This is a genomic window from Achromobacter sp. K91, from assembly GCF_003576205.1.
Taxonomy (GTDB): Bacteria; Pseudomonadota; Gammaproteobacteria; order Burkholderiales; family Burkholderiaceae_B; genus Achromobacter; species Achromobacter aegrifaciens.
The window spans coordinates 94,900-119,773 of sequence record NZ_QWFB01000037.1 but is presented as its reverse complement, the minus strand read 5'-3'; the positions used below and the strand labels follow the sequence as shown (position 1 = coordinate 119,773).

Here is a 24,874-nt window from a genome sequence, read left to right as displayed (position 1 = left end):
TCATGACCTTGCCGTCTTTTCAGCTGCGCCGCAATGCCTTCGGGCGCCTGGAGTTCCAGTCCGCCGATGGCCAGAACCACGAGGGCGTGCTGCCCGTGCGCGCCTTTCCCATCAGCGAACCGGGCCGCGGCCTGTCGCTCGTGACAGTGGACGGGCGCGAACTGCTCTGGATCGAGCACCTGTCCGATGTGCCGGCTCCGCAGCGCGAGTTGATCGAGGAAGAACTGGCAAGCCGGGAATTCATGCCCGAGATCCGCAAGCTGGCCAGCGTCTCCACTTTCGCCACTCCCAGCACCTGGCAGGTCGATACCGACCGCGGCCCCACCTCGTTCACGCTGCGCGGCGAAGAGGACATCCGCCGCCTGAGTCCGCAGACCCTGTTGATCGCCGACAGCCACGGCATCTTCTATCTGGTGCGCGACATCCAGTCGCTGGACAAGCACAGCCGCAAGCTGCTGGACCGCTTCCTCTAACCCTCAGCCTTCCCGCGGCCGCTTGAACGGGGAGTGCGTTTCCAGCTCTCCCAGATAGTTCGCCACCGCGGCGGTTTCCTCGTCCAGGAAGTTCTGGATCGCGTCCGCGAAACCGGGGTGCGCGACCCAGTGCGCCGACCAGGTGGGCGTGGGCAGCAGCCCGCGCGCCATCTTGTGTTCGCCTTGCGCGCCGCCCTCGAAGCGCGCGATACCGTGGGCAATGCAATAGGCGATGGACTGCATGTAGCAGGTCTCGAAGTGCAGCCCCGGCACGTATTCGGTCGCGCCCCAGTAGCGCCCATACAGCGCGTCGCCGCCCGCCAGGTTGAGCGCGGCCGCCACCGGCTGGCCGTCGCGCTCTGCCAGGATCAGCACGAAGGCACCGGCCTGTTCGCGATACGCGCGGCGGAAGAATTCGTGGCTCAGGTAGGGTGGATTGCCATGGTTGAAGTAGGTGCGGCAATAGCATTCGTAGAAGAAGTCCAGCTCGACCGCGCCGATCTCGGCCCCGCGCAGCCAGCTGTACGACAGCCCGGCGGCCGCGACCTTCTTGCGGTCCTGGCGGATCTTCTTGCGCTTGTCGTGGCTCATCGTGGCCAGAAAGGCGTCGAAGTCCGCGTAACCCGGATTGGTCCAGTGGAACTGCACGCTTTCGCGGATCATGAAGCCGGCCTCGCGCAGCGCGCGCATGTCGGCCTCGGCGGGGAACAGCAGGTGCAGCGAAGACACCTTGATCTCTTCGGCGAAGGCGACCAGCCCGCGCACCAGCGTGGCGCGATCCTCATCGTTGCCGGCCAGCAACCTGGGGCCGGTGACCGGCGTGAAGGGAATGGCCGACAGCAGCTTGGGGTAGTATCGCAGCCCGTGGCGCTGGAAGGCGTCGGCCCAGGCGTAGTCGAATACATATTCGCCGCGCGAATGGGATTTCAGGTAGAGCGGCGCAGCAGCCGCCAGCGCATCGTCGCGCCACAGCGCCAGGTAATGCGGCGCCCATCCGGTCTGGGGCGCGGCGCAGCCGGTCTCGTGCAGCGCGCGCAGGAATGCATGGCGCAGAAAGGGCTGGTCGCCCGCCAGCGCGTCCCATTGCTGGGCGTCGATGCGGGACAGGTCGGTCTCTATGGTCAGGCGCAGGGGATCCATGGGTGAATGATAAAGTCTCCGTGTATGCGCGAGGCCTGCGGCCACGGCGCTTTCAAGGGATTTCGGGCGGGCGCGAGGCCGCCCGGCACAGAGAAGCATATGGATAGCAACACGACGCCCGACGCGGCCGGGCATCGCCAGGATTGCCTGCGTGGGCAGGCGCTGGCGGCCCTGGCCGCCACGGCCTGGCAGGACAAGCTGGCGGCAGTGCGCGCCATGTCGGATGAGACGGTGCTGGACTGCGAGCAGGCCTACACGCCCACGGCGGAACTGCCGGGCCGCCCGGCGCGGCCTGAGCTGGTGGTCCCCGCCCAGGTCAAGCAGCGTTCCATGGCCACCGAGGAAGGGCGCGCGGCGCTGCTGCACGCGCTGGCGCACATCGAATTCAATGCCATCAACCTGGCTCTGGATATCATGTGGCGCTTTGCCGGCATGCCGCCAGCCTTCTACCGCGACTGGCTGCGCGTGGCGCGCGAAGAGGCCTATCACTTCGATCTGCTCAGGCAGCGTCTGGCCGCCATGGGATACGCCTATGGCGACTTCCCCGCCCACAACGGGCTGTGGGACATGGCGCAGCGCACGCAAGAGGATCTGCTGGCCCGCCTGGCGCTGGTGCCGCGCACGCTGGAGGCGCGCGGCCTGGATGCTTCCCCCGCGATCCGTGCCAAGCTGGCGGGAGCGGGCGATGCGGAAAGCGCTGCCATCGTCGACATCATCCTGGCCGACGAGATCGGCCACGTGGCCATCGGTAATCATTGGTACAAGCAGCTGTGCGCGCAGGCGGGCAAGGATCCCGTGTCCTGTTATGCCGAACTGGCGCAGCGCTATGACGCGCCCCGGCTGCGCGGTCCCTTCAACCTGGAGGCGCGCCGCGCCGCCGGCTTCGACGACGCCGAGCTTGCCGCGCTGCAGGCCGGCTGACTGGACGACATGAACAACCATAACTTCTTCAAGACGCTGCGGGCCCGCCCGCTGCGCGCGCTGGCCTGCGCCCTGGCCGGCGGCGCCCTCATTTCGCTGGCGCCCGCGGCGTCGGCCGCCGACGCGTTCGCGGCCTGCCTCGCGCAATTGCGCGGCGCGGCGCTCAAGGCCGGCGTGTCCGGCGCCACGTTCGACACCCAGACCGCCGGGCTTGCACCGGACATGACAGTGCTGGATCTGCTGGACGCCCAACCGGAATTCAAGACGCCTATCTGGGACTACATGGCGGCCCTGGTCGACGACGAGCGCGTGGCCGACGGCCGGGCCGGCATGGCGCGCTGGCAGTCTGACCTGGACCGCGCCGCGTCGCGCTACGGTGTGGACGCAGCCACCATCGCCGCGGTGTGGGGCGTGGAAAGCAACTACGGCCGCACTCTGGGCGGCCGGCCCCTGCTGACGTCGCTGTCCACGCTGTCCTGCTTCGGCCGGCGTCAGGCATATTTCCGCGGCGAATTCTTTGCCACGCTGAAGATCATCCAGGACGAGCACATCGCGCCCGAACGCCTGACGGGCTCCTGGGCGGGCGCTTTCGGCCAGACCCAGTTCATGCCCTCGACGTACTTGCGGCTGGCGGTGGACTTCGACGGCGACGGCCGCCGCGACCTGGTCGACAGCGTGCCGGACGCGCTGGCATCGACAGCCAATTTCCTCAAGCGCGCGGGTTGGAACAGCGCGCTGCAATGGGGCTATGAAGTCCGCTTGCCGGCGGGTCTGGACACTTCAGGCGCGGGCCGCAAGAACAAGCGCGCGATGTCGTACTGGGCGGGGCGCGGCGTGACGCGCGCCGACGGCCAGCCGCTGCCCGCGGGCGACACGCCGGCGGGGCTGCTGCTGCCGGCGGGCAGCAAAGGTCCTGCCTTCCTGGTCACGCGCAATTTCGATGCCCTGTATTCCTACAACGCAGCCGAAAGCTACGCGCTGGCCATCGCCCACCTGTCCGACAGGCTGCGCGGCGGCGGCCCGCTGGTGCAAGCCTGGCCAACCGACGATCCAGGCCTGTCGCGGGCGCAGCGGCGGGAATTGCAACGGCTGTTGATTGCCCGCGGCTATGAGATCGGCGAACCCGATGGCATGATTGGCGCCCGCACCCGGCAGGCCTTGCAGACGGTGCAGCGCGAACTGGGCCTGCGGCCGGACGGCCGCGCCGGCCTGAAGTCGCTGCAGGCCTTGCAGGCGGGAAAGGCCGTCGACTGACGGGATGCAATCGACAAGCTTTGTAAAGATGCCGGGTGTCATCCATCGGATGACAGGCGGGGCGGCAGGCATGGGCCTATACTGGATCTCCGTTTTTTCAGGAGCACGATGATGAGCCTATTGGATACCTTGGCCTCGATGGCCGGCGGCGGTCAGCAAGGGGGCTCGGCTTCGCTGCTGCCCGCGTTGATCGAGCAACTGAACAAGTACCCGGGCGGCCTGACCGGCCTGATCGCCAGCTTCCAGAAGGGCGGCTTGAGCGAGATCGTGGCCTCGTGGGTGGGCACCGGCCAGAACATGCCGGTCAGCGCCGATCAGCTCGGTTCCGTGCTGGATCCCGGCGTCGTCAACGAACTGGCCGCCAAGACCGGTCAGGACACGGACTCCGTGCTGGGTTCGCTGTCCTCGCTGCTGCCGCAGCTGGTGGACAAGGCCACGCCCAACGGCGAGGTCCAGGGCGAACAGCAATTCAACCCTGCCGACCTGCTGGCGTCCCTGTCGGGCATCTTCGGCAACCGCGCCGGGTAAATCCTATCGCCAGGCAGCCCATGCAGGCGTCTGCGCCTGCTTCCACCGGCCGGCGACGCCTGTTGCAGGGCCTGGGCGTGGCGGCGCTGGCCGCCAGCCTGCCCGCCTGCGCGCCGGCCTGGTCGGTGCAAAGCACCTTCTGGCAGCTTTGGCCCAGCCACCTGGAATTGAGCCCGCAGGCGTGGCGCGAACGCATCGCCGCCATGCACGCGTTGGGATTCCGCGAGATCATCATTCAGTGGGTGGGCGCCAGCGGCGGGGCGCAGCCCTGGCAACTGCCCGCGTCCACGCTGGCGCTGATCTTCGACGAGGCCGAGCGCCTGGGCATGGGGCTGCAGTTGGGCCTGCCCTACGACGAGCGCTGGTGGCGACAGTTGGGCAATCCGGATGACGCCGCGCTGGCCGCATTCCTGCAGGCCGCGCAGGCGCTGGCGCTGGCTTATGCGCAAGCGTCGAACGCAACCCGGCTTGCCGCTTTCCGCGGCTGGTACATCCCTTACGAGATCGAGCAGCACAGCTGGGCCGCGCCCGGCCGCCAGGCGCTGCTGGCGCAATGGCTGCGCGAGCTGTCCGATCCGCTCGTGCAACAGACGGGACGCGTGCCCGCCATCTCCACGTATCACAGCAAATTGCCGGGAGCGCTGAGCCTGGCCGACCTGTGGAACGGATTGTTGGATGTGGTCAGGCTGAGGCCCATGCTCCAGGACGGAGTGGGCGTGTCCGGCATGGCGGCGTATGAGGCGTTGGAGCCCTTGCATCGCATGCTGCTGGCGCGTCGTGCGCCGTTCGACCTGATCGTCGAACTATTCGAGGAACTGCCGTCCGAACGCCAGGACGGCACCACCTTCAATGCCCGCTCCGCCGACGCGGCGCGCGTGCGCCGGCAGTTGCGCATCGCGCGGCGCTACCGCGCGCAACGCGTGGTCGCCTTTGCGGCTGATCCCTGGCTGATAGGGCCTACGCCCGAGGCCGAGCGCCTGAAGCGGGAATGGCCGCTCTAGGCGGCCGATCAGCGGTCTGACGCGGAATGGTTAGCGCGGTTGCGCCGCGGCCATGGCCTTGAGCTGCGCGCAGGTCTTTTCCTTGTCGGCCGCGCTCAACGTGCCCAGTTGCACCTTGGCTTGGCTGTAGGACTTCGAAAAAGCGGCGTCGAAGTCCGCCGCCGACATGCCCTGGGCGCTGGTCGCAGTCTTCTGTTGTTGCTTCATCTGCTCGAGCTGCGCTGCCGTGTAGGCGCCGCAGTACTCGGCGGCGGCATGCATCTGGCCACTCACGGCCGCCAGGTTGGGCATCTGGCCCTGCATGGTCTGCTGGGCAAGGGCGGCGCCGCTGGCCAGGGTCAGGGCGGCGGCGGCCAGGGCGATACGGGCTTGTTTGAACATCGGCAATTCAATCTCCAACGCGGTGAGGGATGAGGTTTGCACGCCTGGCGATCGCTCAGCCTGCGTGGCGCGGAGCACTATGCCCGATTCATTGTTATAGGCTTATGAACCGATGTAATCGTGTGTATCAGCGGCTCAGTACGACAGCGTCATGTTCATGAACCAACCCTTGGCGCGGTCGCTCTCGCCCCCGCCCAGGCTGGTACGGTACTGGACGCCGAAGTCCAGGTAAGAGCGCGGCGCGTTGTAGTGGTCTTCGCGGAACCAGTAGCGCACGTTGAAGCCCGGCCCCACGCCCAGCGACCAAGAAGTGCCGTGGTCGGACAGGACCACCGACTGGCTGCCGTAGCCGGGCAGGTCGTCCAGCTTGGCCACGCTCTTCTGCCACAGCCAGTCCGCGCCGACCACCGCGTACGGAAACAGCACCAGCTTGTCGCTGATGCTGGTGGCGCGGAAGCTGCGGCCCACGCGCAGTTCGCCGGACAGGAAGGCCTGGTCGCGCTTGAGGCGGCCCGAGGAACTGCCCAGATCCTGCTGACGCTGGCCCTTGGAGTCCACCGAATAGGCGGTATAGCGGGCGCTGTTGTCGTCCCAGGCGTAGCCGGCCTGCGCATAGCCTTCGATCGTCAGCCAGCTGGGTACGTCCACGCGCAATTCGCGGCCTTGGTAATAGCCGTAGGTGACGTAGGACATCCAGCCCCCGGCATTGCCGTTGAGTTTGTAGCGCGCCACGGCGCTCTGGTCCTGCAGATTGGGATAGGCGTTGTGGAAGGCCTGCTGCGCCGCGCACTGCACCGCGCTGGATTCGGGGTAGGCATAGCCCTGGCGGGTGGCGGATCCCAGAAAGAAGCGGCGTTCGATGCCGAAAGTTATGCCGGTATCGGCCAGCAGATAACGCAGGCCCAGCGCGCCGATGGTGCTGGGGATGCCGGATGAGGTGCTGTTGTTGCGAAAGCGTTCTTCGTTAGAGCGTTCGTCCGGGGTGCTTTCCCCGGTGCAAGGGTCGACATTCCTGCGCGACTCGTAGGTGCTGCCGCTGTCGTACAGCGTGTTGGAGCTGCGCGCGTACGCCTCGAGCATGCCCCAGCGGTTGTTCAGTTGCGGCGGACGCCAGAAGATTTCCGCAGTGCTGAAGATCACGTCGCCAGGGGTGTTGATGGCGGCCCCGCCCAGGCTGGAGCTGGCCGGCCGTGCGCCGCGATAGGACGCGGAGAACGAGCCGCCCCATTCGCGCGACAGGGCGGCGACGCCGCTGCGCGTGTTGTAGCGCTCCAGCGGCGTGAGGCCCAACTGGCCGGCATCGTCCATGTCGATGGCTTGCTTGAGCGAGTCGGTGGCGGCGCGGTTGTCGCCCATTGCCGACTGCGCATAGGCCTGGTCCAGGATCAGGCGCGGCGGCGCCTGGCCGGTGGCGCGCGCGGCCGCGAAGTCGGACGCCGCACCCGCGGGCTGGCCCAGGCGCTGGCGCGCATAGCCGCGCTGCGCAAGCAGCTGGGCCGAGTCCGGCTGGCGGGCGATGGCGTCGCTCAGCCGGGCTTCCGCCTCGGCGGCTTGCGCCTTGTCGCCCGCGGCCAGCGCGGTCGTCAGCAGCTGGGCATAGCTCTCATTGTCCGGCGCTTGCGCCACGGCCTGGCGGGCCAGCGTGATGGCTTCCTGGTAGGCGCCCTTGTCGTAGGCGGCATAGGCGCCCGTGGCGGCCTCGCTACCCGGAGCCGGCGCCGCGGGCGCCTGGCTTGCGGCGATCTGCTTCTGATAGGCCTGCTGCCTCGCCTGCAGCGCCGCCTTGTTGGGCGCGCCCAGCGCCAGCGCCGTGTCGACGGCCTGGCTGGCGGCTTCGTAGCGCTGTTGCGCGCCCAGCGATTCCACCCACAGCAAGGCCCATTCGCCTTGCCTGGGCACGGCGCGGAAGGCGCGTTCGGCGCCTGCGGCGGACGCGGCGTAATCCTGGCGTCCATAGTCCGCATAGGCGCGCGCCGCCACGGGATAGGCGCGCTGGTACGGGGTTTGCGGCGCGGGCTTGCGGACAGGGGCGGGCGTCTGCACGGGCGTCTGCCCGGAAGCTTGCGCAGGCGTTTGCGCCGCGGGCTGTGTGGGCGTGGCGGCCACGGCAGGCGGGCGCTGCAGGTTGGCCTTGGCCTGCCGCAGTTCCGGGGTGCCCAGGCCGTCGGCGATCGCCGCGTCGGCCGCACGGGCGGCCTCCTGCCGTTTACCTTGCTTTTCCAAGGCATAGACCAGCAACAGGCGCAGGCGAGCCACGTCGGGCCGCAGGCGGATGGCGTTCTCCGCCATGATCTGGGCGGTTTCGTAATGGCCGGCGTCGTACTGCTTGTAGGCCTGGTCGGCCAGTTGGTAGGCGTCGCCTTCCAGCGGACGTTCGGCTGCGGCGGCAGGTTGCGTGGCCGCTACAGGGACTGCGGCCACGCACAGCAGGGCGCTGAAAGCCAGCGTACGGGAAAGGACGGTCATGGAGGAGTGGGCCTGTGCGATAGCGGGTCCGCGGGGTGTTCGGTTTGCGTCGGGGCGCCTTGCTGGAATGACAGCGCTTCGTGCAGCGTCTTTTCGTCGAGCCAGCCCCGCTCCATCAGGATTTCGCCCAGCGGCCGCTTCTCGCGCGCCTGGATCTCCAGCGCCTGCTCCAGCATCTGATGATCGATGGCCTGCCAGGACAGCAGCAGGTCGCCCAGGCGCTGGCGCTGCTGCGCCAACTGGTCGGTGGAGGGGAAGTCATGCATGGTCTTGTCCCAGGCCAGCCGCTTGCCCGTGATCAGGTGGCCGATGAACAGGCGCCAGGCCCGCGCCGCCGCCATGGCGTTGATGAAGTTGCCGACGATCATGCGCGGCATGGACAGCAGGGCGTGCTCCCAGCCGTACATGCGGCCGACGAAGTACGCGCGCTGCACCACGCGCAGCAGCAGGGCCCCCGCGTTCAGCCACATCAGCGTCACCAGCCAGCCGCCGGGGCGGAAGTAGGAAGGGTAATAAACCTTCCACCAGCCAAAGCGGTCGGCCAGATAGAAGAGAAAGAAGTTGGCCAGCAGCAGATAGGCCAGTATTGCGATGAACGACGTGAACAGTCCCTTGCGGTCGCGGAACAGCAGATACTTGGTGGCCAGCGAGCCGGTCCATCCCACCTGCTGCCAGCCTTGCAGGCCGATGCCCAGCGTCCAGCGCGCCTTTTGCCGGTAGGCGGTGCGGAAGGTGTTGGGGAAGTATTCGCGCACGCCCAGCGGCATCCTGATGGCAGAGATCTTCTCCCGCCCCAGGCCGAACCATGAGCGGCGGCGCGTCACGTACTCGACCTCGAATTTGCCGAAGATCTGGCGCATGCCGCGCTGGGCCAGGCGCGCGCCGATGTCGTAGTCCTCGGTCAGCGTGTCGGTATTGAAGGGCTGGTTGTTGGTCTCTGCCGCCAGCACCTCCAGCGCGTGGCGCGAGAAGCAGGTGCCGACGCCGGCGGACGGCACCATCTTGGACAGGCTTTCCCGCACCACCAGGTCCTTGGTGTGCCATTCGGCGAACTCGTCCATGTAGGTGCCGGCGACCAGCTCGTGCCACTCCCGTTCCAGCGACGTGACTGGCAACTGGATGAAATCGATGCGCGGCAGCAGATAGTTGTAGTACTTGAGTTCCAGCGGGTGCAGCACGTCTTCGCTGTCGTGCAGGATCACGCCGGCGAAGGGCTCGGGCTGCATGGCATTCTGGGCGAAGATGGCCTGCACGATCCAGTTCAGGCAGTCGGCCTTGCAGGTCGGCCCGTCGTGCGGCACTTCCACCCGTATCAGTTGGCGGTAGCGCCGCCGCATGCGTTCCACTTCCTTGATGGTGCGCTCGTCGTTCTGGTACGTGCCCGCGAAGATCATGTAGTTCTTGTATTCCAGCGTCGACACCATGTTCTCCAGCATGGGCGCGATCACGTCGTACTCCAGCCAGGCCGGCACCATGATCGCCAGCGGCTGTTCCCGCTTGGCGCGCAACTGCTCGGCGGTCAGCGGCGCATACTGGCGCTTGACCGTCAGCCCGCGGCGCAGTTCGCGCAGCCAGAACCAGCCGTCGATGAACAGGTCGTCCAGGCTGGACAGCAGGATGATGACGCCGACTACCGCCGTCACGATCTCCAGGCCGCGGTAGTAGTCGGCGATGAGGTAGGGCCAGTAAAGCGAGGACATGGCGCCTCCGGGTTACTTGCTGTCCTTGTTCTTCCTGCGGGTGACGCGCAATGCGGCGATCAGGATCAGGAGCAGGACCAGCAGGCACACGCTCAGCGCCGGGACGCTCCACGACAGGTAGTTGCGCCATTCGAAGAAGGCGCTTGCGCCCGCCCCCGGCGGCTGGCCCGCCGCGGGATTGGCGCTGTCGATCCAGGCCAGCGGCCCTGCCGCGCCGATGATGGCGATGTTGCCGCGGTTCAGCACGAAGGGCGCCTGCGGCATGACCGGGCGCTGGCCCAGCGTGTGCCACAGCAGGCCGTCCTGGCCGCCGGCGCGCACCACTTCGGCCGTGCTCAGGTTGTCCAGGCCGGAAACGTCGAGCCAGGGCGCGCTCTTGCCGTCCACCGTCAGCTGCTTGCGGTCCGTGACCTTGACCATGGGCTTGGCGCCGTCCACCGCGACTTCCATCGCCACGAAGGGGCCGCCGGGCTTGGCCGCCTGACCCGCCGGCGTGAGCGACAGCGCCGCGCGCGTGGCGGACAGGCCGCTGGCCGTGGCGATGCCGATGACGCGTTGCAGGCTGGCCGGCGCGTCGGCCAGATAGCCGTCGGGGATCAGCAACTGGGGGCTGCCGGCCAACAGCGGCAGCAGCCCCACGAAGGTGCCGTCCGGCTGCGCGCGGCCCGGCTTCACATAGCTGGTGGGCAGCACGTTGACGGGGTAGCCTTGCGGGATTTCATTGCAATCCACCGATACCGGCTGGCGCTGGAACGTGACGCGCACCGCGTTGGTAAGGCCCAGGGCGTAGCCGGGCACGCGCGCCGTCAGGCGTTCGGGATGGCCGTCGGCGTCCATCTGCTTGGCGGCCAGCAGGATGCCATTCCAGAACACCGAGGCGACCGGCCGGGTGGCGGACGCGCCCGGCGCGGCGGCCAGGTCCATGACCAGTTCGTCCGGCATGCTGCCGTCCGCCGACACCGCGGCCAGCGCGAACGTGGCGTTCCAGTCGCCGCGCGCGACCACGTCGAAGCTGGCGGACGATCCGCCCAACGCGGTCAGGCGCATGCCATCTTCGCCCGAAGCCTGCGGCGGCTCCGCCGTCTTGACCTGCGCCTGGCGCGTGACCAGGATGCGGCGCCAAGCCGTGTCGAAGGCGCCCGCGCCTTGCGCGCCGGCGTCGGCGGCCACGGCGATGACCGCCTGCCGGCCCAGCGGCGCCAGGCGGATCTCCTTGGAGGGCAGGTCCTGGCCGGCCAGGGGCATGCGCCGCTGGCGCCAGGCCTGGAAGGCCTCGGCGGCGTCGCCGTCCTGCGCCAATTGCGCCTGCAAGGCGTCCAGCGCCTCGTTGTAGCGGGCGCGCAGCGCGGCGTCGGCGATCACCACGTCGCCGCTGACGGCGGGCGCGCCCATGACCAGCAGCGCGCCGATCTCCGCGGCGTTGGCCAGCTTGTGCTTGTCCTTGCCCGCCAGGGCTGCGAACGCCTGCACTTGCCCCAGTCCGTTCGGGGCCTGCAGGCCGCGGGTGTCGATCTCGTCGCCCACCGCCGGGAAGGCGCGGACTGCGACCCGCTTGCCGCTGCGCTCCATCGCCACGCCCATGCGCCAGGCGCTGTCGAAAGCCTGCTGGTCGAGCTTGGCGCCCGCCACCATCAGCACGGGCTTGCCGGGCAGGGTGCTCCAGGCTTCGTCCAGGCTGCCGATGGCCGAGGCGTCGTAGCGGTAGCTCAGGCGCGTGCGCGGCGACACCATCAAGGCGTTGGCGGTGGCGCGGTTGCTTTCGCACTGGCGCTGCGCGATCTCCGATTGCCAGTCCACCGCCAGGCGCACGAAGCCGGTGTCGCGCACGCGTTGCTCCACGTTCAGCTTGCGCGTGGCCGACCCCTCGCCGTCGGCGATGCGCTGCGCCGTCTGCGGCACGCCGTCCACCCATAACACCATGCTGGCGCGGCCCGGTTCGCCCTTGATGTAGCGCGCGTCGAAATCGAGCGTGGCGTCGGCTATCGCCACGCCGCGGGGTACCGGCAGGTAGAACTCCTGGCGCGCATCGCTGTTGCTCAGCACCACCGGTTCGCGGATGCCCAGGTCTTCCAGGCTGGTGTCGCGCGTGACCCAGTCGTCGCCCAGCAAGCGCCGCAAGGCGTCGCCCGCGGGACTGGCCATCGCTCCCAAGGGGAGCAGCAACCCGGCGGCGATCAGCGCGCGGCAGAGGGTGCGGGCGGCGGGGGAATGCGGGGCATGGGGCATGAGGGCTCCGGTGGTGAGGGGCATGGGGCGGCTAACGGGCCGCGGCCGGTGCTTGAGGCGCAAACTCGGATACGGCGCGGCCGCAAAGCGCATCGACGATGCGCTGGCTGGCGAGGCCGTCGCCATAGGGATTGATGCGGCGCGAGAACGAAGCGTGCAGTTCCGGGTTGTCGAGCAAGCGGTTCACTTCGGCCAGGATGCGCTGCGTATCGGTGCCGACCAGCGTCACGGTGCCGGCCTGCACGGCTTCCGGGCGTTCGGTGACGTCGCGCATCACCAATACCGGCTTGCCGAGGTAGGGCGCTTCTTCCTGCACCCCGCCCGAGTCGGTCAGGATCAGGTAGGCGCGCTGCATGAACCAGACGAAGTCCAGGTAATCCAGCGGGGCGATCAGATGCACGCGCGACAGGCCGTCCAGTTGAGCCATCACCACGTTGCGCACCTGCGGATTCAGGTGCACGGGGTAGACGATCTGCAGGTCTTCGCGCCGCGCCAGTTCGGCCAGGGCGGCGCAGATGTTCCGGAAGCCCTCGCCGAAGCTTTCGCGCCGGTGTCCGGTCACCAGCAGCAGGCGGCGCTGCGGATCCAGCCAGCCGTAGCGTGCCGCCAATTGCTGCGCCAGCGCACCTTCGGGCGCGAGCTTGGCGCAGGTCATGGCCAGCGCGTCGATCACGGTATTGCCTGTGACCGTGATGCGGCCCGAGAGGTTTTCGCGCAACAGGTTGGCGCGCGATTGCGCCGTCGGCGCGAACAGCCAGTCGCCCACCGCGTCGACCACGCGGCGGTTCATTTCCTCGGGGAAGGGCTTGGCCAGATCGCCGGTGCGCAGGCCGGCTTCGACGTGGCCGATGCGCGCGCGGCGGTGGAAAGACGCCAGCGCGCAGGCCGATGCGGTGCTGGTGTCGCCGTGGACCAGCACGCAATCGGGCTGCTCCGCCTCCAGCACGCTGTCCACCCGGCTGATCAGCCGCGCGTACAGGCCGTTGAGCGTCTGGTTGGGCACCATGATGTCCAGGTCGTGCTGCGCCCGCAGGTCGAACAGGGCCATCACCTGATCCAGCATCTCGCGATGCTGGCCCGTCACGCAGACGACGCTCTGGATCCTGGGTTCGCCTTGCAGCGCGGACACCAGGGGCGCCATCTTGATCGCTTCGGGACGGGTCCCGAATATGGAAAGGACTTTCATCGCAAGAGCGGGCCCCCTACGCCGGTGGCATTTTCTTGCGTAGATTATGGATTGAAAGTAATCGTAATATGTGACGGTTTATTTCAATAAAAGGGGATTGCCGGAAAATTTGGGGACAAACTGTTGCTTTCGCGCGATACCCCGAACTATTTACCCAGCGTCATGCCGCCGTCGATGGTGACGACCGAACCCGTCATGAACAGGAACGGCGGCCTGGTCAACGCGATGATCGACGCCGCGATTTCCTGGGTAGTCGCCAGGCGGTTCATCGGATGCATGGCCGCAAGCCGCGCTTCGTCCAGTTCGCCCGCGTCGATGGAATGCTGGATCAAGGGCGTCTTGACGTAGCCCGGCGCCACCGCGATGACCCGGATGCCGTCCTCGGCCCATTCATTGGCCAGCGACCGCGTCAGCGTCGCCACGCCGGCCTTCGATACGGCGTAGTGGGCGCGGCCCTTCATCATGACCATGCCGGCCACCGACGCGATGTTGACGATGACGCCGCCGCGGGCGCGCAGCGCCGGATACAGGGCATGCGCGCAATGGAAGGTGCCGTTGAGGTTCACCGCCAGGACCTGGGCCCATTCCGCGGGGTCCTTTTCCGCGACCGGGGCACGGCTGCCGGCGATGCCGGCGGCGTTGATCAGCAGGTCTACGCCGTCCAGCTGTGCCGCCGCGCGGGCTACGCTGGCGTAGTCCGAAACGTCGACGGCCACGGCGTCATCCGCGGCGCTCCGGTCCCACACCACGACCTGCCAGCCTTCGGCGCGCAGCTGCCGCGCGCATTCCTGGCCGATCCCGCTTGCGCCGCCGGTGACGACGGCGGTCCTTGCTTGAGTGTTCGTGCTCATGTCTGACTCGCTATGTAGGTTGTGTCGATTTCAGGTGCCGGAGGCCGCTGCTTGCGCGGCCGGCGCCGCGCGCCGGTTGCGCACGCACAGGATCGCCAGGCCCGCGCTCGCCAGCGTCGCCAGGGCGAACACCTGGGCCGCGAGTTCCCATTCGCCGCCGCTGGCCTGCATGACCGCGCCGGTCAGGGTCGGGCCGAAGAAGCCACCCAGCGAGCCGATGGTCGTAACCAGCGCCAGGGGGCCAGCGCTCGCGCCGATGTAGTTCTGCACCGCGGCATTGAGCGGACCGTAGTACGCGATGGTGTAGCCGGTGATGATGGACACCACGGCCAGGAATGCCGCCAGGGACACCGTCGCCGCGCCGTGCAGCATCAGGAAGCCGCCCGCGCCCGCCAGGCAGACGACCGCCAGGTGCCAGCGGATGTCGCCGGTGCGTTCGCTGCTGCGTCCGACCACGTAGCTGAACACCAGCGCCACGACGTTGGGAATCATCAGCAGCGCGCCGATTTCCAGCGGCGTGATGCCGTACAGCTGCTTGAGTATGGTCGGAAGAAAGTACGCCAGGGCAAAGGTCGCGGCATACGCGGCCAGCAAGATCAACAGCAGGCCCCACAGCATGGGCTGGCGGAAGACGGCGAATCCGTGCGTCCAGGAAGCGGAGGGGAAGGCCGTGCGGGCCGGAGCCTCGTGTTCCATGACGGCGCGCAAGCCCTGGCGCTGGCCGTCGCTGAGCCAGCGGGCCTCCTGCGGCGTGCCGGGCAGGTAGCGCAGGATCATCAAGCCCAGCAGCATGGTGGGCAGGCCTTCGATGAGGAACAGCCAGCGCCAGCCCGGCATGCCGGCGTCGATCTTCAGCAGCGCGCCCGCCAGTGGCCCGCCGAAGATCATGGCCAGCGGCAGCGCCATGATGAAGATCGAATTGATGCGGCTGCGGTAGCGCGGCGGAATCCAGGATGCGATGTAGAAGTTGACGGCGGGAATGAAACCGCCTTCCGTCACGCCCAGCAGGAAGCGCAGCGCGTAGAACGATTTTTCACCGTGCAGCGCGGCCATCAGGCAGGAGACCAGGCCCCAGGCCAGGAACATGCAGGCCAGCCAGCGCCTGACGCCGAAGCGTTGCAGCGCCAGGTTGGCGGGCACGCATACGCTGGCATAGCCGATGAAAAAGAGGCCCGCGCCGAACCCGTAGGCCGCCAGGGAGATGCCCAGGTCCGCGCCCATCTGCAGCTGCGCATAGCTGATGTTGGTGCGGTCCAGGAAGTTGAGCAGATATCCTGCGAACAGCAAGGGCAGGACGCGGTTGCGAAAGCCGGCGACAGCCTGTTCGGCATGCGCCAGATCTTCATTACGGATCATGGTAGGTCTCCTGTCGTCCGCCTTGGCGGCGGATCTCTCTCTAGGCTGGGATGGCGGCGGCGCGGGGCAGCACTGCGCCGGCTGTGGTTTCAGTTGCGCCCTGTCACCCGGGCGTACAGGTCGGTATCCGGCCACGCGGCGCCGCGCCAGGCGACGTGCTGGTCGGGCCGGATCAGGGTGAGCGGGGCGGGGTAGAGGTTGGCCACGCCGCCTTCGTCCGGACGGATCAGCGTCAAGGGCACGCCCGCAGCCTGCGCTGCGGATACGGCGGCATCGACGTCGCGGGCGGCTGCCGTGGGCAAGGCCAGCAGGGTAAAACCCGGGCCGAAATGGTCGTACAGCGAGCTGCCGTCATGCAGCCAGGCATGCGGCGCCAGGGCGCCGGGACGGGACGAGGGCGTGTAGTTGATGAAGTCCCGGGCCGGCTCGGGGCTGCCGTCGGGCACGATGACGGGAGAGTCCGCGTACTGGTAGCCCAGCACCACGCCCAGGGTGGAGAACTCGCGCATCTTCGCCGCGCGGATGCGCGCGCCGGCTTCCTGGCGTGCCCGCTCGCCTGCGGCGCCAGCGTCTTCAAGATGGTCCGCCAGCAAATGATTGCCGAGGATCGAATGGTTGTGTTCGGCTTCGTCGAGCACCCATTGGTGCACGGGCCGGCGTTCCCGTTCATAGCTGTCGATGAGGGCGGGGCCGCCCCAGCCTTGCAGCGCCGCGGCCAGCTTCCAGCCCAGGTCCACGCTGTCGGCCACCCCCATGTTCATGCCATAGCCGCCGAAGGGCGGATGCAGATGGCAGGCATCGCCCACCAGGAAGACGCGCCCTTGGCGGTAGCGGTCGCCCAGCAGCTTGCTGGCGGTCCACTCGTCGCTGCTGAGCACCTCGTATGGCAGGTCGATGCCGGTGGCGCGGGCGATCATGGCGCGCGCGTCGATGTCGCTGGCGCGTTGCTGCGGGTCCACGTGAGTGGGCATGAAGAACCAGGTGTCGCCGCTGTCCATCGGACCGATCAGGCTGGGCGCGTCGCCGTTGATCTGCCAGTACATGATGGCGGGGCCGTGCCGATGGGCCTGGGCCAGTCCGGGGGCGCGGAACACGATGTTGTAGTTGCGGGACAGCCCGTAGCTGCCTTCCATGCGCGTGCCGATCAGGTCCCGCACCAGGCTGCGGGCGCCGTCGGCGCCCACCAGGTAATCCACTTCCAGTTCGATGTCCCGGCCTTGCGCCAGATCGCGCAAGCGCGCGTGCACTCCGCCGGCATCCTGCGTCAGGTCCAGCAGCTCGGAGCGGAACCGTATCTCCACGTCGGGTAGCGAGGAGGCATGCGAACGCAAGACCTCTTCCACGGTGTACTGGGGTATCCACTGCGCGTGTTCCGAGTACAGCGGATTGCGGCCGGGGGCGCAGTACATGGCGTTCTCGTGCCGCCCGAGTTCGACGCCGGCCAGGCGGGTGCAGAACACGACGTTGGAGGGGTAGTACGCGCCCAGCGGCGACGCCGCGCGCAATCGGTCGGCGATGCCCCAGCGGCGCAGGTGTTCGCGCGTGCGCACATTGGTCGTCTTGGCGCGCGGCGCGTATCCCACGCGGTCGTTGCGCTCGATGAGCAGGCACGGAATCCTTCTGTGCCCCAGTTCGATCGCCAGACTCAGTCCGGCCGGTCCGGCGCCCACGATCAGCACGCGGGGCGAGGCTCGCTTCTCCACCTTCGGTCTCCTCGGTTGCCTGCTCATCTGCAGGCTTTGGAAGCATCCTAGGCCTATGTCCATGATGCCGAAAGATGGCAGAATTGGCTTGCTGATATCAAATTTGATTCACTTCCATGAAGCTCAACACCCTGCGGGATTTCCTGGCCGTGGCCGAACGCGGCGGCGTCAGGGCCGCGGCCCGCCACCTGGACGCGCCTCAGCCGGCCATCTCGCGCAGCATCCGCGAACTCGAGAAAGAGCTGGGGTGCGTGCTGTTCGAACGGCATGCCAAGGGCGTGCGCCTGACCCCCATGGGCGCCGTGTTCCTCAGGCGGGCCAACGCCATCCGCCATGAGCTGCAGCGTGCGCGCGACGAGATCGGCCAGTTGAACGGCGCGTCCCGCGGACGCGTCACGCTGTGCATGTCGACCGCGCCGCATCTGGGACTGTTCGCCGAAGTGTTGCGCGAGTTCCGGGCGCGCTACCCGGATACTCATCTGGAGATCATCGACGGGGTCTACCCGCTGGTAGAGGCGTCCCTGCTGGATGGCACCGTGGACTTCTACATCGGGCCGGTGCCCGCGCGCACGCCTGGCGAGCTACAGGTGGAAAAGCTCTTCGACAACACGCGCGTGATCATCGGCCGCAAGGGCCATCCGCTGGCGCGCGCCCGTTCCCTGCGCGACCTGGCCGGGGCGCAATGGATCACCACCTCCATCACGCACAAGGCCGAAGAAGAGCTGGGTCCGCTGTTCGAGAAGCATGGCCTGCCACCGCCGCACCTGGCCTTGAAGGCCCAGTCCGCGCTGACCTTCATCACGGCCCTGACCAATTCCGACCTGCTGATGATGCTGCCGGTGCAATGGCTGCAGTATCCGCTGCTGCAAGGCGTGTTCCAGGAAATCCGCGTCAAGGAACCGCTGCCCGCGCCGCCGGTATGTATCGTGCAGCGCGCCGGCCTGCCGCTGACGCCGGCGGCCGAGTACTACTGCACGCTGGCGCGGCGGGCAAGCGCGCGGACCTCGGGCTAGAGGCCGGCCGCCGGCCACTGGAAGCGTTGCGCCACCTTGTCGAGAAAGCGGCCGGCCGCCTCGCGGTGGTAGTCGGTGGAGCGGGCCACGCCCTGGCCCGCGGCTTCCAGGTCCAGCATCGCGTTCAGGTCGCTGTTGAGCGAAGCGTTGAAGCCGCGCTTGGTGATCGCCAGCGCCGCCATGGGCAGTTCTGCCATGGACAGCGCGATCTGCCGCGCGCGCTCGTGGATCGCCTCCTGCGGCTGGATCTCGAACACGATGCCCATGTCGCGGGCTTCCTGCGCCTCGAATTCGCGGGTGGAGAAGGCCAGTTCCTTGGCGCGTTGCAGGCCCACCATGCGCGGCAGCGTGTACATGGTGGCGCAATCGGGGATGGCCCCCAGTCGCAGGAAGGACAGGCAGAAGCGCGCCCGCGGCGAGGCCAGGATCAGGTCGGCGGTCAGGGCCAGGCCCAGCCCGGCGCCATAGGCCGGGCCGTCGACCGCTGCGATCACCGGCCGGTCCAGCGTGATCAGGCCTTCTATCGTCAGGAGCAGGCTGGCCATGCGTTCGCGCGCCTCTTCGGCGGAGCCGCCGGAGCCCATGGTGGAGATGTCGCCGCCCGAGCAGAAGGCGCCGCCCGCGCCGGCCAGGATCACGACGCGCACGCCGCGGTCGCGCCGGATCTCGCCCACCAGATGGGCCAGCTCTTCGCGCATGACCATGTCCAGCGCGTTGCGCTGGGCGGGGCGGTTCAGCGTGATGGTGGCGACGCCGCCTTCCACGGCATAGAGCAGGGTCTTGAACTCGCTAGAGATGACTTGCATCGGATCGGTCTCCATGTCTGCCTTCCATGATGGCCGGGCCGCGCCATGCGGATCCGGCCGCAAGCTGCCGCGGGCGCTCAGGCGATGGCGCCGCGTTCGCGCAGGGCCTGGATATCGGCTGGCGCCAGGCCCAGTTCCGCCAGCAATTCTTCTGTGTGCGCACCGGGCGCGGGCACTGCGCGAGCCTGCCCGGGCGTGCGCGAAAGCCGCGGCGCGGGGGCGGGGTGCACGATGCCGCCGGTTTCGATGAAACTGTTGCGCGCCACATGGTGGGGGTGCCGCGGCGCTTCCTCGAAGTCCAGCACCGGCGCGAAGCAGGCATCCGTGCCTTCGAGCAGCGCGCACCATTGCTCGCGGGTGCGGCCCGCGATGATGCCGGCCAGCTTGGCGCGCAGCTGCGGCCATTGCGCGCGTTCCCATTGCTGCTGGAAGTCCGGGTCGTCGATGCCGCAACGCTCCAGCAGCAGGCGGTAGAACTGCGGTTCGATCGCGCCGATGGAAACGTACTTGCCGTCCGCGCAGGCATAGCAGCCGTAGAAATGGGCGCCGCCGTCCAGCATGTTGGACTGGCGCTGGTTGATCCAGCCTCCGTCTTGCAGCTTGCCGTGGTAGGCGCTCGCCAGCAGGGACGCGCCGTCGCAGATGGCTGCGTCCACCACCTGGCCCCGGCCCGTGCGGCCGGCCTCGAGCAGGCCGCAAAGCACGCCGAAGGCCAGCATCATGGCGCCGCCGCCCATGTCGCCGACCAGATGCAGCGGCGGCGTCGGCGGCCGGTCGGCATGTCCCATGGCGTGCAGCGCGCCGGTGATGGCGATGTAGTTCAGGTCATGGCCGGCCGCCTGCGCCAGCGGTCCGTCCTGGCCCCAGCCCGTCATGCGTCCGTACACCAGCCGCGGATTGCGCGCCAGGCATTCGTCCGGCCCCAGGCCCAGCCTTTCCATCACGCCCGGCCGGAAGCCTTCCAGCAAGGCGTCCGCCCGGTCCAGCAGCCGCAGCACGATGTCGGTCGCGCCGGGCTTCTTGAGATCCAGCGCGATCGTGCGCCGGCCCCGGTCGATGATGGTGCCGCCGCCGCCCAGGAACCCGGGCGCAAGCCGGTCGATGCGGATCACGTCCGCGCCCATGTCCGCCAACATCATGGCGCAGAACGGGCCGGGCCCGATGCCGGCCATTTCCACCACCGTCAATCCGTTCAGGGGACCAGCCATGTCTATCGTCACTCCATGATGTGTCGGGTTCTCAGGATTCGAAGAATTCGGCGCGCGCGTCCAGGATGACCTGGGTGTACTTCTCCATGTTGGCGTCCATGCGATGGGTCGGGCCGACGATGGACAGGGCAGTCAACTGTCCGCCGACACGCCCGGCGATGCCGATGGCCGAGACGCCTTCATTGCCTTCGTCGCGGGTGTGGAAGTACTTCTTTTCCAGCTGGGATTCGATCTGCGTGCGCAAGGTGCCGGGGTCGGTGATGCTGCTGGCCGTGACGTGTTCGAACGGCAGCGCATCGATCACGGCGTTGCGTTCTGCGGCGTCCATTTCACCCAGCAGCGCCTTGCCCAGCGCCGCGATCTGCAGGTCGAAGGTGGTGCCGGGCTGCACCACGTAGCGCAAGGCGCGCGGGCTTTCCTGGCTGGCGTAGATCTTCACCTTGTTGCCGTCCAGCAGGCCGCACATCGAGGATTCGCCGGACTGGCGCGTCAGGATCTCCAGCGCTTCGGACGCGAAGGCTTGCAGCGGGTCGGCCGCCGAAATGCCCTGGGCCACGTCGAGCAGCCTGCCCGTCGGGTGGAAGTAGCGCGACTTGGGCGTGCGCAACAGGTAGCCTGCCTGGCGCAGCGTGTAGAGCAGGTCCGAGCAACTGCTGTCGGCCAGGTCGAGAAAGCGCGCCATTTCCGAATTCGTCAGGGGACGGCGTTCCCGCGCATAGACTTCGAAGACTTGCAGCACGCGCTGTGCGGTAGGGAGGATTTGCGGCATAGGATGTCGGAGTGGATAGTGGAACCGGCCCGGGCGTTTGCGTAGCCGGTCATTTCAACGCGGAAATGCCTAATACGCTTTGCGCCATGAGCAGGGCCTGGATCTGGTTGGTGCCTTCGGCAATGCTCAGGTGGCGGGCGTCGCGGTAATGACGCTCGACGGGGAACAGCGTGGTGTAGCCCGCGCCGCCATGCACCTGCATGGACAGTTCCGCCACGCGCAGCACGGCGTCGGTGGCATGGCGCTTGGCCATCGAACATAGCATCTGGCTGTCGGCGGCGTTGCGGTCCAGCGCGTCGGCGGCGCGCCAGCACAGCAGGCGCGAGGTTTCGACCAGCGTCATCATGTCGGCGATCATATGCTGCACCAGCTGGAAGCCGCCTATGGGCCGGCCGAACTGGACCCGGTCGCCGGCGTATTTTACCGCCGCCTCATAGGCGGCCTCGGCGATGCCCAACGCGGAAAACGCCACCACGCAGCGGCCGATGTTGAGGTACTTCTTGGCCAGCGCGAAGCCCTTGCCCTCGGCGCCGATCAGGTTGGCCGCGGGGATCTCCACGTCTTCGAACAGCAGCTCGCCCAACGGGCAGCTCAGCATGCCCATCTTGTCGATGGGGCTGGACGAGAAGCCTTGCATGGCGCGCTCGAACAGCAGGCAGGACACGCCGCGTTCGCCGCCATCCCGCTGGGTCTGCACGAACACCACGCCCAGCTCGCAGACCGTGCCCAGGCTGATGTAGAGCTTGCGGCCGTTGACCTGCCAGCCGGTTTCGGTCTGCACCGCGCGCGTTTCGACATGGGCCGCGTCCGAACCAATGTTGGGTTCGCTCAGCGCGAAGCTGGCGATCGCGTCGCCCGACAGGACGCGCGGCAGGTACTTTTCCTTGAGGTAGGGCGAGCCGCCGTCGCTCAGCACCGAGGCGGCGAGATTGCTGGTGCTGACGATGCTGCGCAGCGACGGCCAGACGCGCGCGAGCTCGGCTATCAGCATGCCGTAGGTCGTCATCGGCAGGCCGTAGCCGCCGTCCTTTTCCTGCAGCATGCCGCCCAACAGGCCGAAGTCGCGCATGGCGCGGACCATGTCCTGCGGCACCACGCGGGCTTCGGCCTCGTAGCGGTTGACGATGGGCGCGACTTCGGCCGTCAGGTAGCGGCGCAGCGAGTCGCGCAATTCGATCTGGGTGGAGTCCAGTGAGAAGTCCATGCGAGTCCTAGGCGGAGATGGTCGAGGAGGGCGTTGCGGCGGCGGTCATGAGGGGCGTTGCTCCAGGCTGGCATCCGCGCCGGGGCGCAGGCCGATCAGCGCGTCCAGCGGCATCGCGCCCTGTCCTTCGGCGCCGACCCAGACCGGGTTGAGCTCCAGTTCCTGCAAGGTGTCGCGGCGGCTCCAGGCAAAGTCCGAGACCCGCAGGATCAGGTCCTCCAGCGCGGCAAGGTCGGCGGGCGCCTGGCCGCGCACGCCGTCCAGCACGTCGGCGTAACGGATCTCGCGCAGCAGGGCGCGCGCATCGTCGCGCGACAACGGCACCATGCGGTGGGCCACGTCGCGGATGGTTTCGACGAAGATGCCGCCCAGGCCGAAGGTCAGCACCAGGCCGAAGGCCGCATCGCTATGCACGCCGACCAGCACCTCGCGGCCGCCCGGCGGCAGCATGCGCTCCACCAGGATGCCGTCGATGATGGCGTCCGCCTGGTGGCGTGCGACCGATTCATGAATGGTGGCATAGGCTTCGCGCGCCGCGCCGGCGCTGGCGATGCCCAGCTTGACGCCGCCCGCTTCGGTCTTGTGCGCGATCTGGGCGCTGACCACCTTCATCACCACGGGAAAGCCCAGGCGCTCGGCCTCGCGGGCTGCCTGCTCGGCGCTGGCGGCAACCACTCCTTCGGGTATTGGCAGGCCGGCCGCGCGCAGCATGGCCTTGGCCGCGGCTTCGCTAAGCATGCGGGCCTGGTCGGATGCGGCATCGGCGTGCGCGGGCGCTGCCGCCGTCGCGCGTTCGGGCCGCTTCCACGGTATGGCCTTGGACAGGGCCGCGATCGCGTCCGACAGCGACAGGAACGGCAGCAGGCCGGCGGTTTCCAGCAGTTGGAAACCGCCGCCCAACCGCCGGCTCATCCAGACCGGCACGATCAGGGTTTCGGTTTCGGCCGCCACCGTGGCGATGGCCTGCGCCATGCCGTCGGTGATGGAACCGTAATCCATGGGGATGGGGAACAGCACCGTGCCCACCGCCGGGTCGGCGCATATCGCGCGCAGGCAGGCCGCCGAGGCCTCGGGGTTGCGCAGGATGTCGGCAGTGGTGTCTACCGGGTTGTCGATACTGGCGAAATCCGGCAGCAGCTTGCGCAAGGCGGCCTTGGTCTCGGGCGCGAACACCGCCATCGGCAGGCCGGCTGCGCCGGCGATGTCGGCGGCCAGCGCGGCGGTGCCGCCCGAGAAGGTATGGATGCACAGGCCGTTGCCGCTCTTGGGCGTGATGCGCGTCAGCAGGCGCGAGACCGCCAGCAGCTGATCCAGGTCGTCCACTTCGATTGCGCCGAACTGCCGGAACACCGCGCTGTTGACCGCAGCCGTGCCGGCCACCGACGCCGTGTGCGACTGCGCGGCGCGTACGCCGGCTTCCGACCGGCCCACCTTCAGCACCACCACCGGCTTGTTGCGGGCGCGCGCCAGTTCCAGCGCCGCCGTCAGCCGCCTGCCGTGCTTCACGCCTTCCATCAGCAAGGCGATCACGCTGGTTTTCGGATCGTTCGCCATGTGGGCGATGAAGTCAGGAATCTCCAGGTCGACCTCGTTGCCGGCGGAGAACCACAGGCCCACTCCCTGGCCGTAGGACAGGCCCTGCAGCAGGTTGCGGCCGAGTCCGCCGCCCTGGGTCGCCAAGCCGATGGAGCCGGTGTTCAGATCGTCCTTGAAGGCGGGCGAGAAGGTCATGCCCAGGCGGTCACGCACGTTCACGAAGCCCGGACAGTTCGGCCCGTAGACGTGCAGGCCGGTAGCCTCGCACAGCTCGGCGATCTCGCGTTCCAGGCGCCGGCCTTCCTCGCCTGCCTCGGAAAAGCCGGAGGTCATGACCACCGCGAAAGGGATCCCGCGCGCCGCGCATTGCCGCAAGGCATCCAGCACCAGCGAGGCGTTGATCATGATCAGGGCCACGTCGATCTCGGCTGGCGGCAGGGCGCTGATGGATGGCCAGCAGGGCCGGCCGCCGATTTCCTGGTAGGCCGGGTTGACCGCGTACACCTCGCCCGGCACCGACGAATGCAGCACCAGGTTGTCGTACAGGCGGCGCCCCTGGCTGGATTCGCGGGCAGAAGCGCCGACCACGGCCACATTGCGCGGATTGACGAAGCGCGTCAGGTCTGCGAACGGTTTCATGCGGCGCCCTCCATGGACCGCAGCACCATCGCGAAGTCGGCCTGGACCACCACCTCGCCGCGCTGGTTGACGGCTTCGCGCCGGAACACCACCTTGTCCTTGCCCGGCCGGTACTGCCCGGTTTTTTCGGTCACCGTCACTCGCACGACGATGGTGTCGCCGATGAAGGTGGGTTTGGGAAAGCGGCAGTTGATGTCGATCAGCGCCAGCACGTAGGGTTCCAGCTGGCGGTAGCCGCTGGACTGGGTGGTCAGCCCGGACAGCACGGACAGCACCAGCAGGCCGTGGGCGATGCGCTGGCCGAAGGGCGTGGCGCTGGCGTACTCGTGGTCGACGTGCAGGCGGTTGAAGTCGCCGGACAGGCAGGCGAAGTTGACGATGTCGCTTTCGGTAATGGTGCGGCCGGCGGATTCGAAGCAATGGCCGACCTCCAGCGGCTGCTGGACGGGAAGAGGGGATGGGCTGGCAGGGCTTGCGCTTTGCATGGCTGATCGGATTCCGGAAGGGAGGAGC

21 protein-coding genes are annotated in these 24,874 nt (G+C 68.2%); 6 read left to right on the top strand and 15 right to left on the bottom strand.

Annotated elements, in window-relative coordinates; translation table 11 throughout:
- Positions 1-2 precede the first annotated feature (2 nt).
- Complete coding sequence (locus DXK93_RS19630) at positions 3-473, top strand: DUF1854 domain-containing protein (RefSeq protein WP_054450822.1); 471 nt, start codon at positions 3-5, stop codon at positions 471-473.
- Positions 474-476: 3 nt separating this feature from the next.
- On the opposite strand, the gene DXK93_RS19625 is transcribed toward DXK93_RS19630, so the two are convergent.
- Positions 477-1,613 (bottom strand): GNAT family N-acetyltransferase, encoded by a 1,137-nt coding sequence (locus DXK93_RS19625; RefSeq protein ID WP_119450925.1) that lies wholly within the window; start codon positions 1,611-1,613, stop codon positions 477-479.
- Positions 1,614-1,712: 99 nt separating this feature from the next.
- Here DXK93_RS19625 and DXK93_RS19620 point away from each other — a divergent pair, with 99 nt between their 5' ends.
- From DXK93_RS19620 to DXK93_RS19605, 4 genes are all read left to right on the top strand, one after another.
- On the top strand, positions 1,713-2,534 hold the full coding sequence (locus DXK93_RS19620; protein WP_119450924.1) for a ferritin-like domain-containing protein: 822 nt from the start codon (positions 1,713-1,715) through the stop codon (positions 2,532-2,534).
- Positions 2,535-2,543: 9 nt separating this feature from the next.
- The gene (locus DXK93_RS19615; RefSeq protein WP_119450923.1) at positions 2,544-3,788 is read left to right on the top strand and encodes a lytic murein transglycosylase; all 1,245 of its coding nucleotides are present in this window, start codon (positions 2,544-2,546) and stop codon (positions 3,786-3,788) included.
- An 81-nt stretch (positions 3,789-3,869) separates the two neighbouring features.
- Positions 3,870-4,316 carry a YidB family protein gene (locus tag DXK93_RS19610; RefSeq protein WP_225589308.1) on the top strand — a complete coding sequence of 149 codons (447 nt, stop codon included), beginning with the start codon at positions 3,870-3,872 and terminating at the stop codon, positions 4,314-4,316.
- Positions 4,317-4,336: 20 nt separating this feature from the next.
- Positions 4,337-5,317 carry a DUF4434 domain-containing protein gene (locus DXK93_RS19605; RefSeq protein ID WP_119450922.1) on the top strand — a complete coding sequence of 327 codons (981 nt, stop codon included), beginning with the start codon at positions 4,337-4,339 and terminating at the stop codon, positions 5,315-5,317.
- 30 nt (positions 5,318-5,347) lie between these two features.
- Here DXK93_RS19605 and DXK93_RS19600 read toward each other — a convergent pair whose 3' ends face one another.
- From DXK93_RS19600 to DXK93_RS19565, 8 genes are all read right to left on the bottom strand, one after another.
- Positions 5,348-5,698 (bottom strand): hypothetical protein, encoded by a 351-nt coding sequence (locus tag DXK93_RS19600; RefSeq protein WP_054450831.1) that lies wholly within the window; start codon positions 5,696-5,698, stop codon positions 5,348-5,350.
- A 135-nt stretch (positions 5,699-5,833) separates the two neighbouring features.
- Entirely contained in the window at positions 5,834-8,164 is a 2,331-nt protein-coding gene (locus tag DXK93_RS19595; protein ID WP_119450921.1) for a hypothetical protein, read from the bottom strand.
- A complete protein-coding gene (locus tag DXK93_RS19590; RefSeq protein WP_054450835.1) occupies positions 8,161-9,864 on the bottom strand; it encodes a glycosyl transferase family protein in 1,704 nt (567 codons plus the stop codon). The genes DXK93_RS19595 and DXK93_RS19590 overlap by 4 nt, the downstream gene beginning before the upstream one ends.
- Before the next feature lie 12 nt (positions 9,865-9,876).
- Positions 9,877-12,090, bottom strand: a complete 2,214-nt coding sequence (locus DXK93_RS19585; protein WP_119450920.1) for a cellulose biosynthesis cyclic di-GMP-binding regulatory protein BcsB — start codon at positions 12,088-12,090, stop codon at positions 9,877-9,879.
- Between the two features lie 31 nt (positions 12,091-12,121).
- Positions 12,122-13,276, bottom strand: coding sequence for a non-hydrolyzing UDP-N-acetylglucosamine 2-epimerase (wecB, locus tag DXK93_RS19580; RefSeq protein WP_119450919.1), 1,155 nt, complete (start codon positions 13,274-13,276; stop codon positions 12,122-12,124).
- Between the two features lie 146 nt (positions 13,277-13,422).
- Positions 13,423-14,127, bottom strand: a complete 705-nt coding sequence (locus DXK93_RS19575) for an SDR family NAD(P)-dependent oxidoreductase (RefSeq protein WP_119450918.1) — start codon at positions 14,125-14,127, stop codon at positions 13,423-13,425.
- Positions 14,128-14,157: 30 nt separating this feature from the next.
- The gene (locus DXK93_RS19570) at positions 14,158-15,483 is read right to left on the bottom strand and encodes an MFS transporter (RefSeq protein ID WP_119450917.1); all 1,326 of its coding nucleotides are present in this window, start codon (positions 15,481-15,483) and stop codon (positions 14,158-14,160) included.
- Positions 15,484-15,572: 89 nt separating this feature from the next.
- On the bottom strand, positions 15,573-17,186 hold the full coding sequence (locus tag DXK93_RS19565; RefSeq protein ID WP_233564575.1) for an FAD-dependent monooxygenase: 1,614 nt from the start codon (positions 17,184-17,186) through the stop codon (positions 15,573-15,575).
- A gap of 116 nt (positions 17,187-17,302) precedes the next feature.
- Between DXK93_RS19565 and DXK93_RS19560 the strand changes: the two genes are divergently transcribed.
- A complete protein-coding gene (locus DXK93_RS19560) occupies positions 17,303-18,199 on the top strand; it encodes a LysR family transcriptional regulator (RefSeq protein ID WP_054450843.1) in 897 nt (298 codons plus the stop codon).
- On the opposite strand, the gene DXK93_RS19555 is transcribed toward DXK93_RS19560, so the two are convergent.
- The 6 genes from DXK93_RS19555 to DXK93_RS19530 form a co-directional block, all read right to left on the bottom strand.
- Positions 18,196-19,020 carry an enoyl-CoA hydratase/isomerase family protein gene (locus DXK93_RS19555; RefSeq protein WP_054450846.1) on the bottom strand — a complete coding sequence of 275 codons (825 nt, stop codon included), beginning with the start codon at positions 19,018-19,020 and terminating at the stop codon, positions 18,196-18,198. The two genes, DXK93_RS19560 and DXK93_RS19555, sit on opposite strands and share 4 nt — an antisense overlap.
- A 62-nt stretch (positions 19,021-19,082) precedes the next feature.
- Positions 19,083-20,213, bottom strand: a complete 1,131-nt coding sequence (locus DXK93_RS19550) for a CaiB/BaiF CoA-transferase family protein (protein WP_119450916.1) — start codon at positions 20,211-20,213, stop codon at positions 19,083-19,085.
- Positions 20,214-20,244: 31 nt separating this feature from the next.
- Positions 20,245-20,982, bottom strand: coding sequence for an IclR family transcriptional regulator (locus DXK93_RS19545; RefSeq protein WP_119450915.1), 738 nt, complete (start codon positions 20,980-20,982; stop codon positions 20,245-20,247).
- Between the two features lie 49 nt (positions 20,983-21,031).
- The gene (locus DXK93_RS19540) at positions 21,032-22,186 is read right to left on the bottom strand and encodes an acyl-CoA dehydrogenase family protein (protein WP_119450914.1); all 1,155 of its coding nucleotides are present in this window, start codon (positions 22,184-22,186) and stop codon (positions 21,032-21,034) included.
- A gap of 45 nt (positions 22,187-22,231) precedes the next feature.
- Positions 22,232-24,361 carry an acetate--CoA ligase family protein gene (locus DXK93_RS19535; protein WP_119450913.1) on the bottom strand — a complete coding sequence of 710 codons (2,130 nt, stop codon included), beginning with the start codon at positions 24,359-24,361 and terminating at the stop codon, positions 22,232-22,234.
- The gene (locus DXK93_RS19530; RefSeq protein WP_054450854.1) at positions 24,358-24,846 is read right to left on the bottom strand and encodes a MaoC/PaaZ C-terminal domain-containing protein; all 489 of its coding nucleotides are present in this window, start codon (positions 24,844-24,846) and stop codon (positions 24,358-24,360) included. The genes DXK93_RS19535 and DXK93_RS19530 overlap by 4 nt, the downstream gene beginning before the upstream one ends.
- Between the last annotated feature and the right edge of the window lie 28 nt (positions 24,847-24,874).

Excerpts from the sequence above, each read along its gene's own strand:
- DXK93_RS19630 (WP_054450822.1), top strand. The coding sequence starts at position 3 with ATGACCTTGCCGTCTTTTCAGCTGCGCCGCAATGCCTTCGGGCGCCTG.
- DXK93_RS19625 (WP_119450925.1), bottom strand. The coding sequence starts at position 1,613 with ATGGATCCCCTGCGCCTGACCATAGAGACCGACCTGTCCCGCATCGAC.
- DXK93_RS19620 (WP_119450924.1), top strand. The coding sequence starts at position 1,713 with ATGGATAGCAACACGACGCCCGACGCGGCCGGGCATCGCCAGGATTGC.
- DXK93_RS19615 (WP_119450923.1), top strand. The coding sequence starts at position 2,544 with ATGAACAACCATAACTTCTTCAAGACGCTGCGGGCCCGCCCGCTGCGC.
- DXK93_RS19605 (WP_119450922.1), top strand. The coding sequence starts at position 4,337 with ATGCAGGCGTCTGCGCCTGCTTCCACCGGCCGGCGACGCCTGTTGCAG.
- DXK93_RS19600 (WP_054450831.1), bottom strand. The coding sequence starts at position 5,698 with ATGTTCAAACAAGCCCGTATCGCCCTGGCCGCCGCCGCCCTGACCCTG.
- DXK93_RS19595 (WP_119450921.1), bottom strand. The coding sequence starts at position 8,164 with ATGACCGTCCTTTCCCGTACGCTGGCTTTCAGCGCCCTGCTGTGCGTG.
- DXK93_RS19590 (WP_054450835.1), bottom strand. The coding sequence starts at position 9,864 with ATGTCCTCGCTTTACTGGCCCTACCTCATCGCCGACTACTACCGCGGC.
- DXK93_RS19585 (WP_119450920.1), bottom strand. The coding sequence starts at position 12,090 with ATGCCCCATGCCCCGCATTCCCCCGCCGCCCGCACCCTCTGCCGCGCG.
- wecB (WP_119450919.1), bottom strand. The coding sequence starts at position 13,276 with ATGAAAGTCCTTTCCATATTCGGGACCCGTCCCGAAGCGATCAAGATG.
- DXK93_RS19575 (WP_119450918.1), bottom strand. The coding sequence starts at position 14,127 with ATGAGCACGAACACTCAAGCAAGGACCGCCGTCGTCACCGGCGGCGCA.
- DXK93_RS19570 (WP_119450917.1), bottom strand. The coding sequence starts at position 15,483 with ATGATCCGTAATGAAGATCTGGCGCATGCCGAACAGGCTGTCGCCGGC.
- DXK93_RS19560 (WP_054450843.1), top strand. The coding sequence starts at position 17,303 with ATGAAGCTCAACACCCTGCGGGATTTCCTGGCCGTGGCCGAACGCGGC.
- DXK93_RS19555 (WP_054450846.1), bottom strand. The coding sequence starts at position 19,020 with ATGGAGACCGATCCGATGCAAGTCATCTCTAGCGAGTTCAAGACCCTG.
- DXK93_RS19550 (WP_119450916.1), bottom strand. The coding sequence starts at position 20,213 with ATGGCTGGTCCCCTGAACGGATTGACGGTGGTGGAAATGGCCGGCATC.
- DXK93_RS19545 (WP_119450915.1), bottom strand. The coding sequence starts at position 20,982 with ATGCCGCAAATCCTCCCTACCGCACAGCGCGTGCTGCAAGTCTTCGAA.
- DXK93_RS19540 (WP_119450914.1), bottom strand. The coding sequence starts at position 22,186 with ATGGACTTCTCACTGGACTCCACCCAGATCGAATTGCGCGACTCGCTG.
- DXK93_RS19535 (WP_119450913.1), bottom strand. The coding sequence starts at position 24,361 with ATGAAACCGTTCGCAGACCTGACGCGCTTCGTCAATCCGCGCAATGTG.
- DXK93_RS19530 (WP_054450854.1), bottom strand. The coding sequence starts at position 24,846 with ATGCAAAGCGCAAGCCCTGCCAGCCCATCCCCTCTTCCCGTCCAGCAG.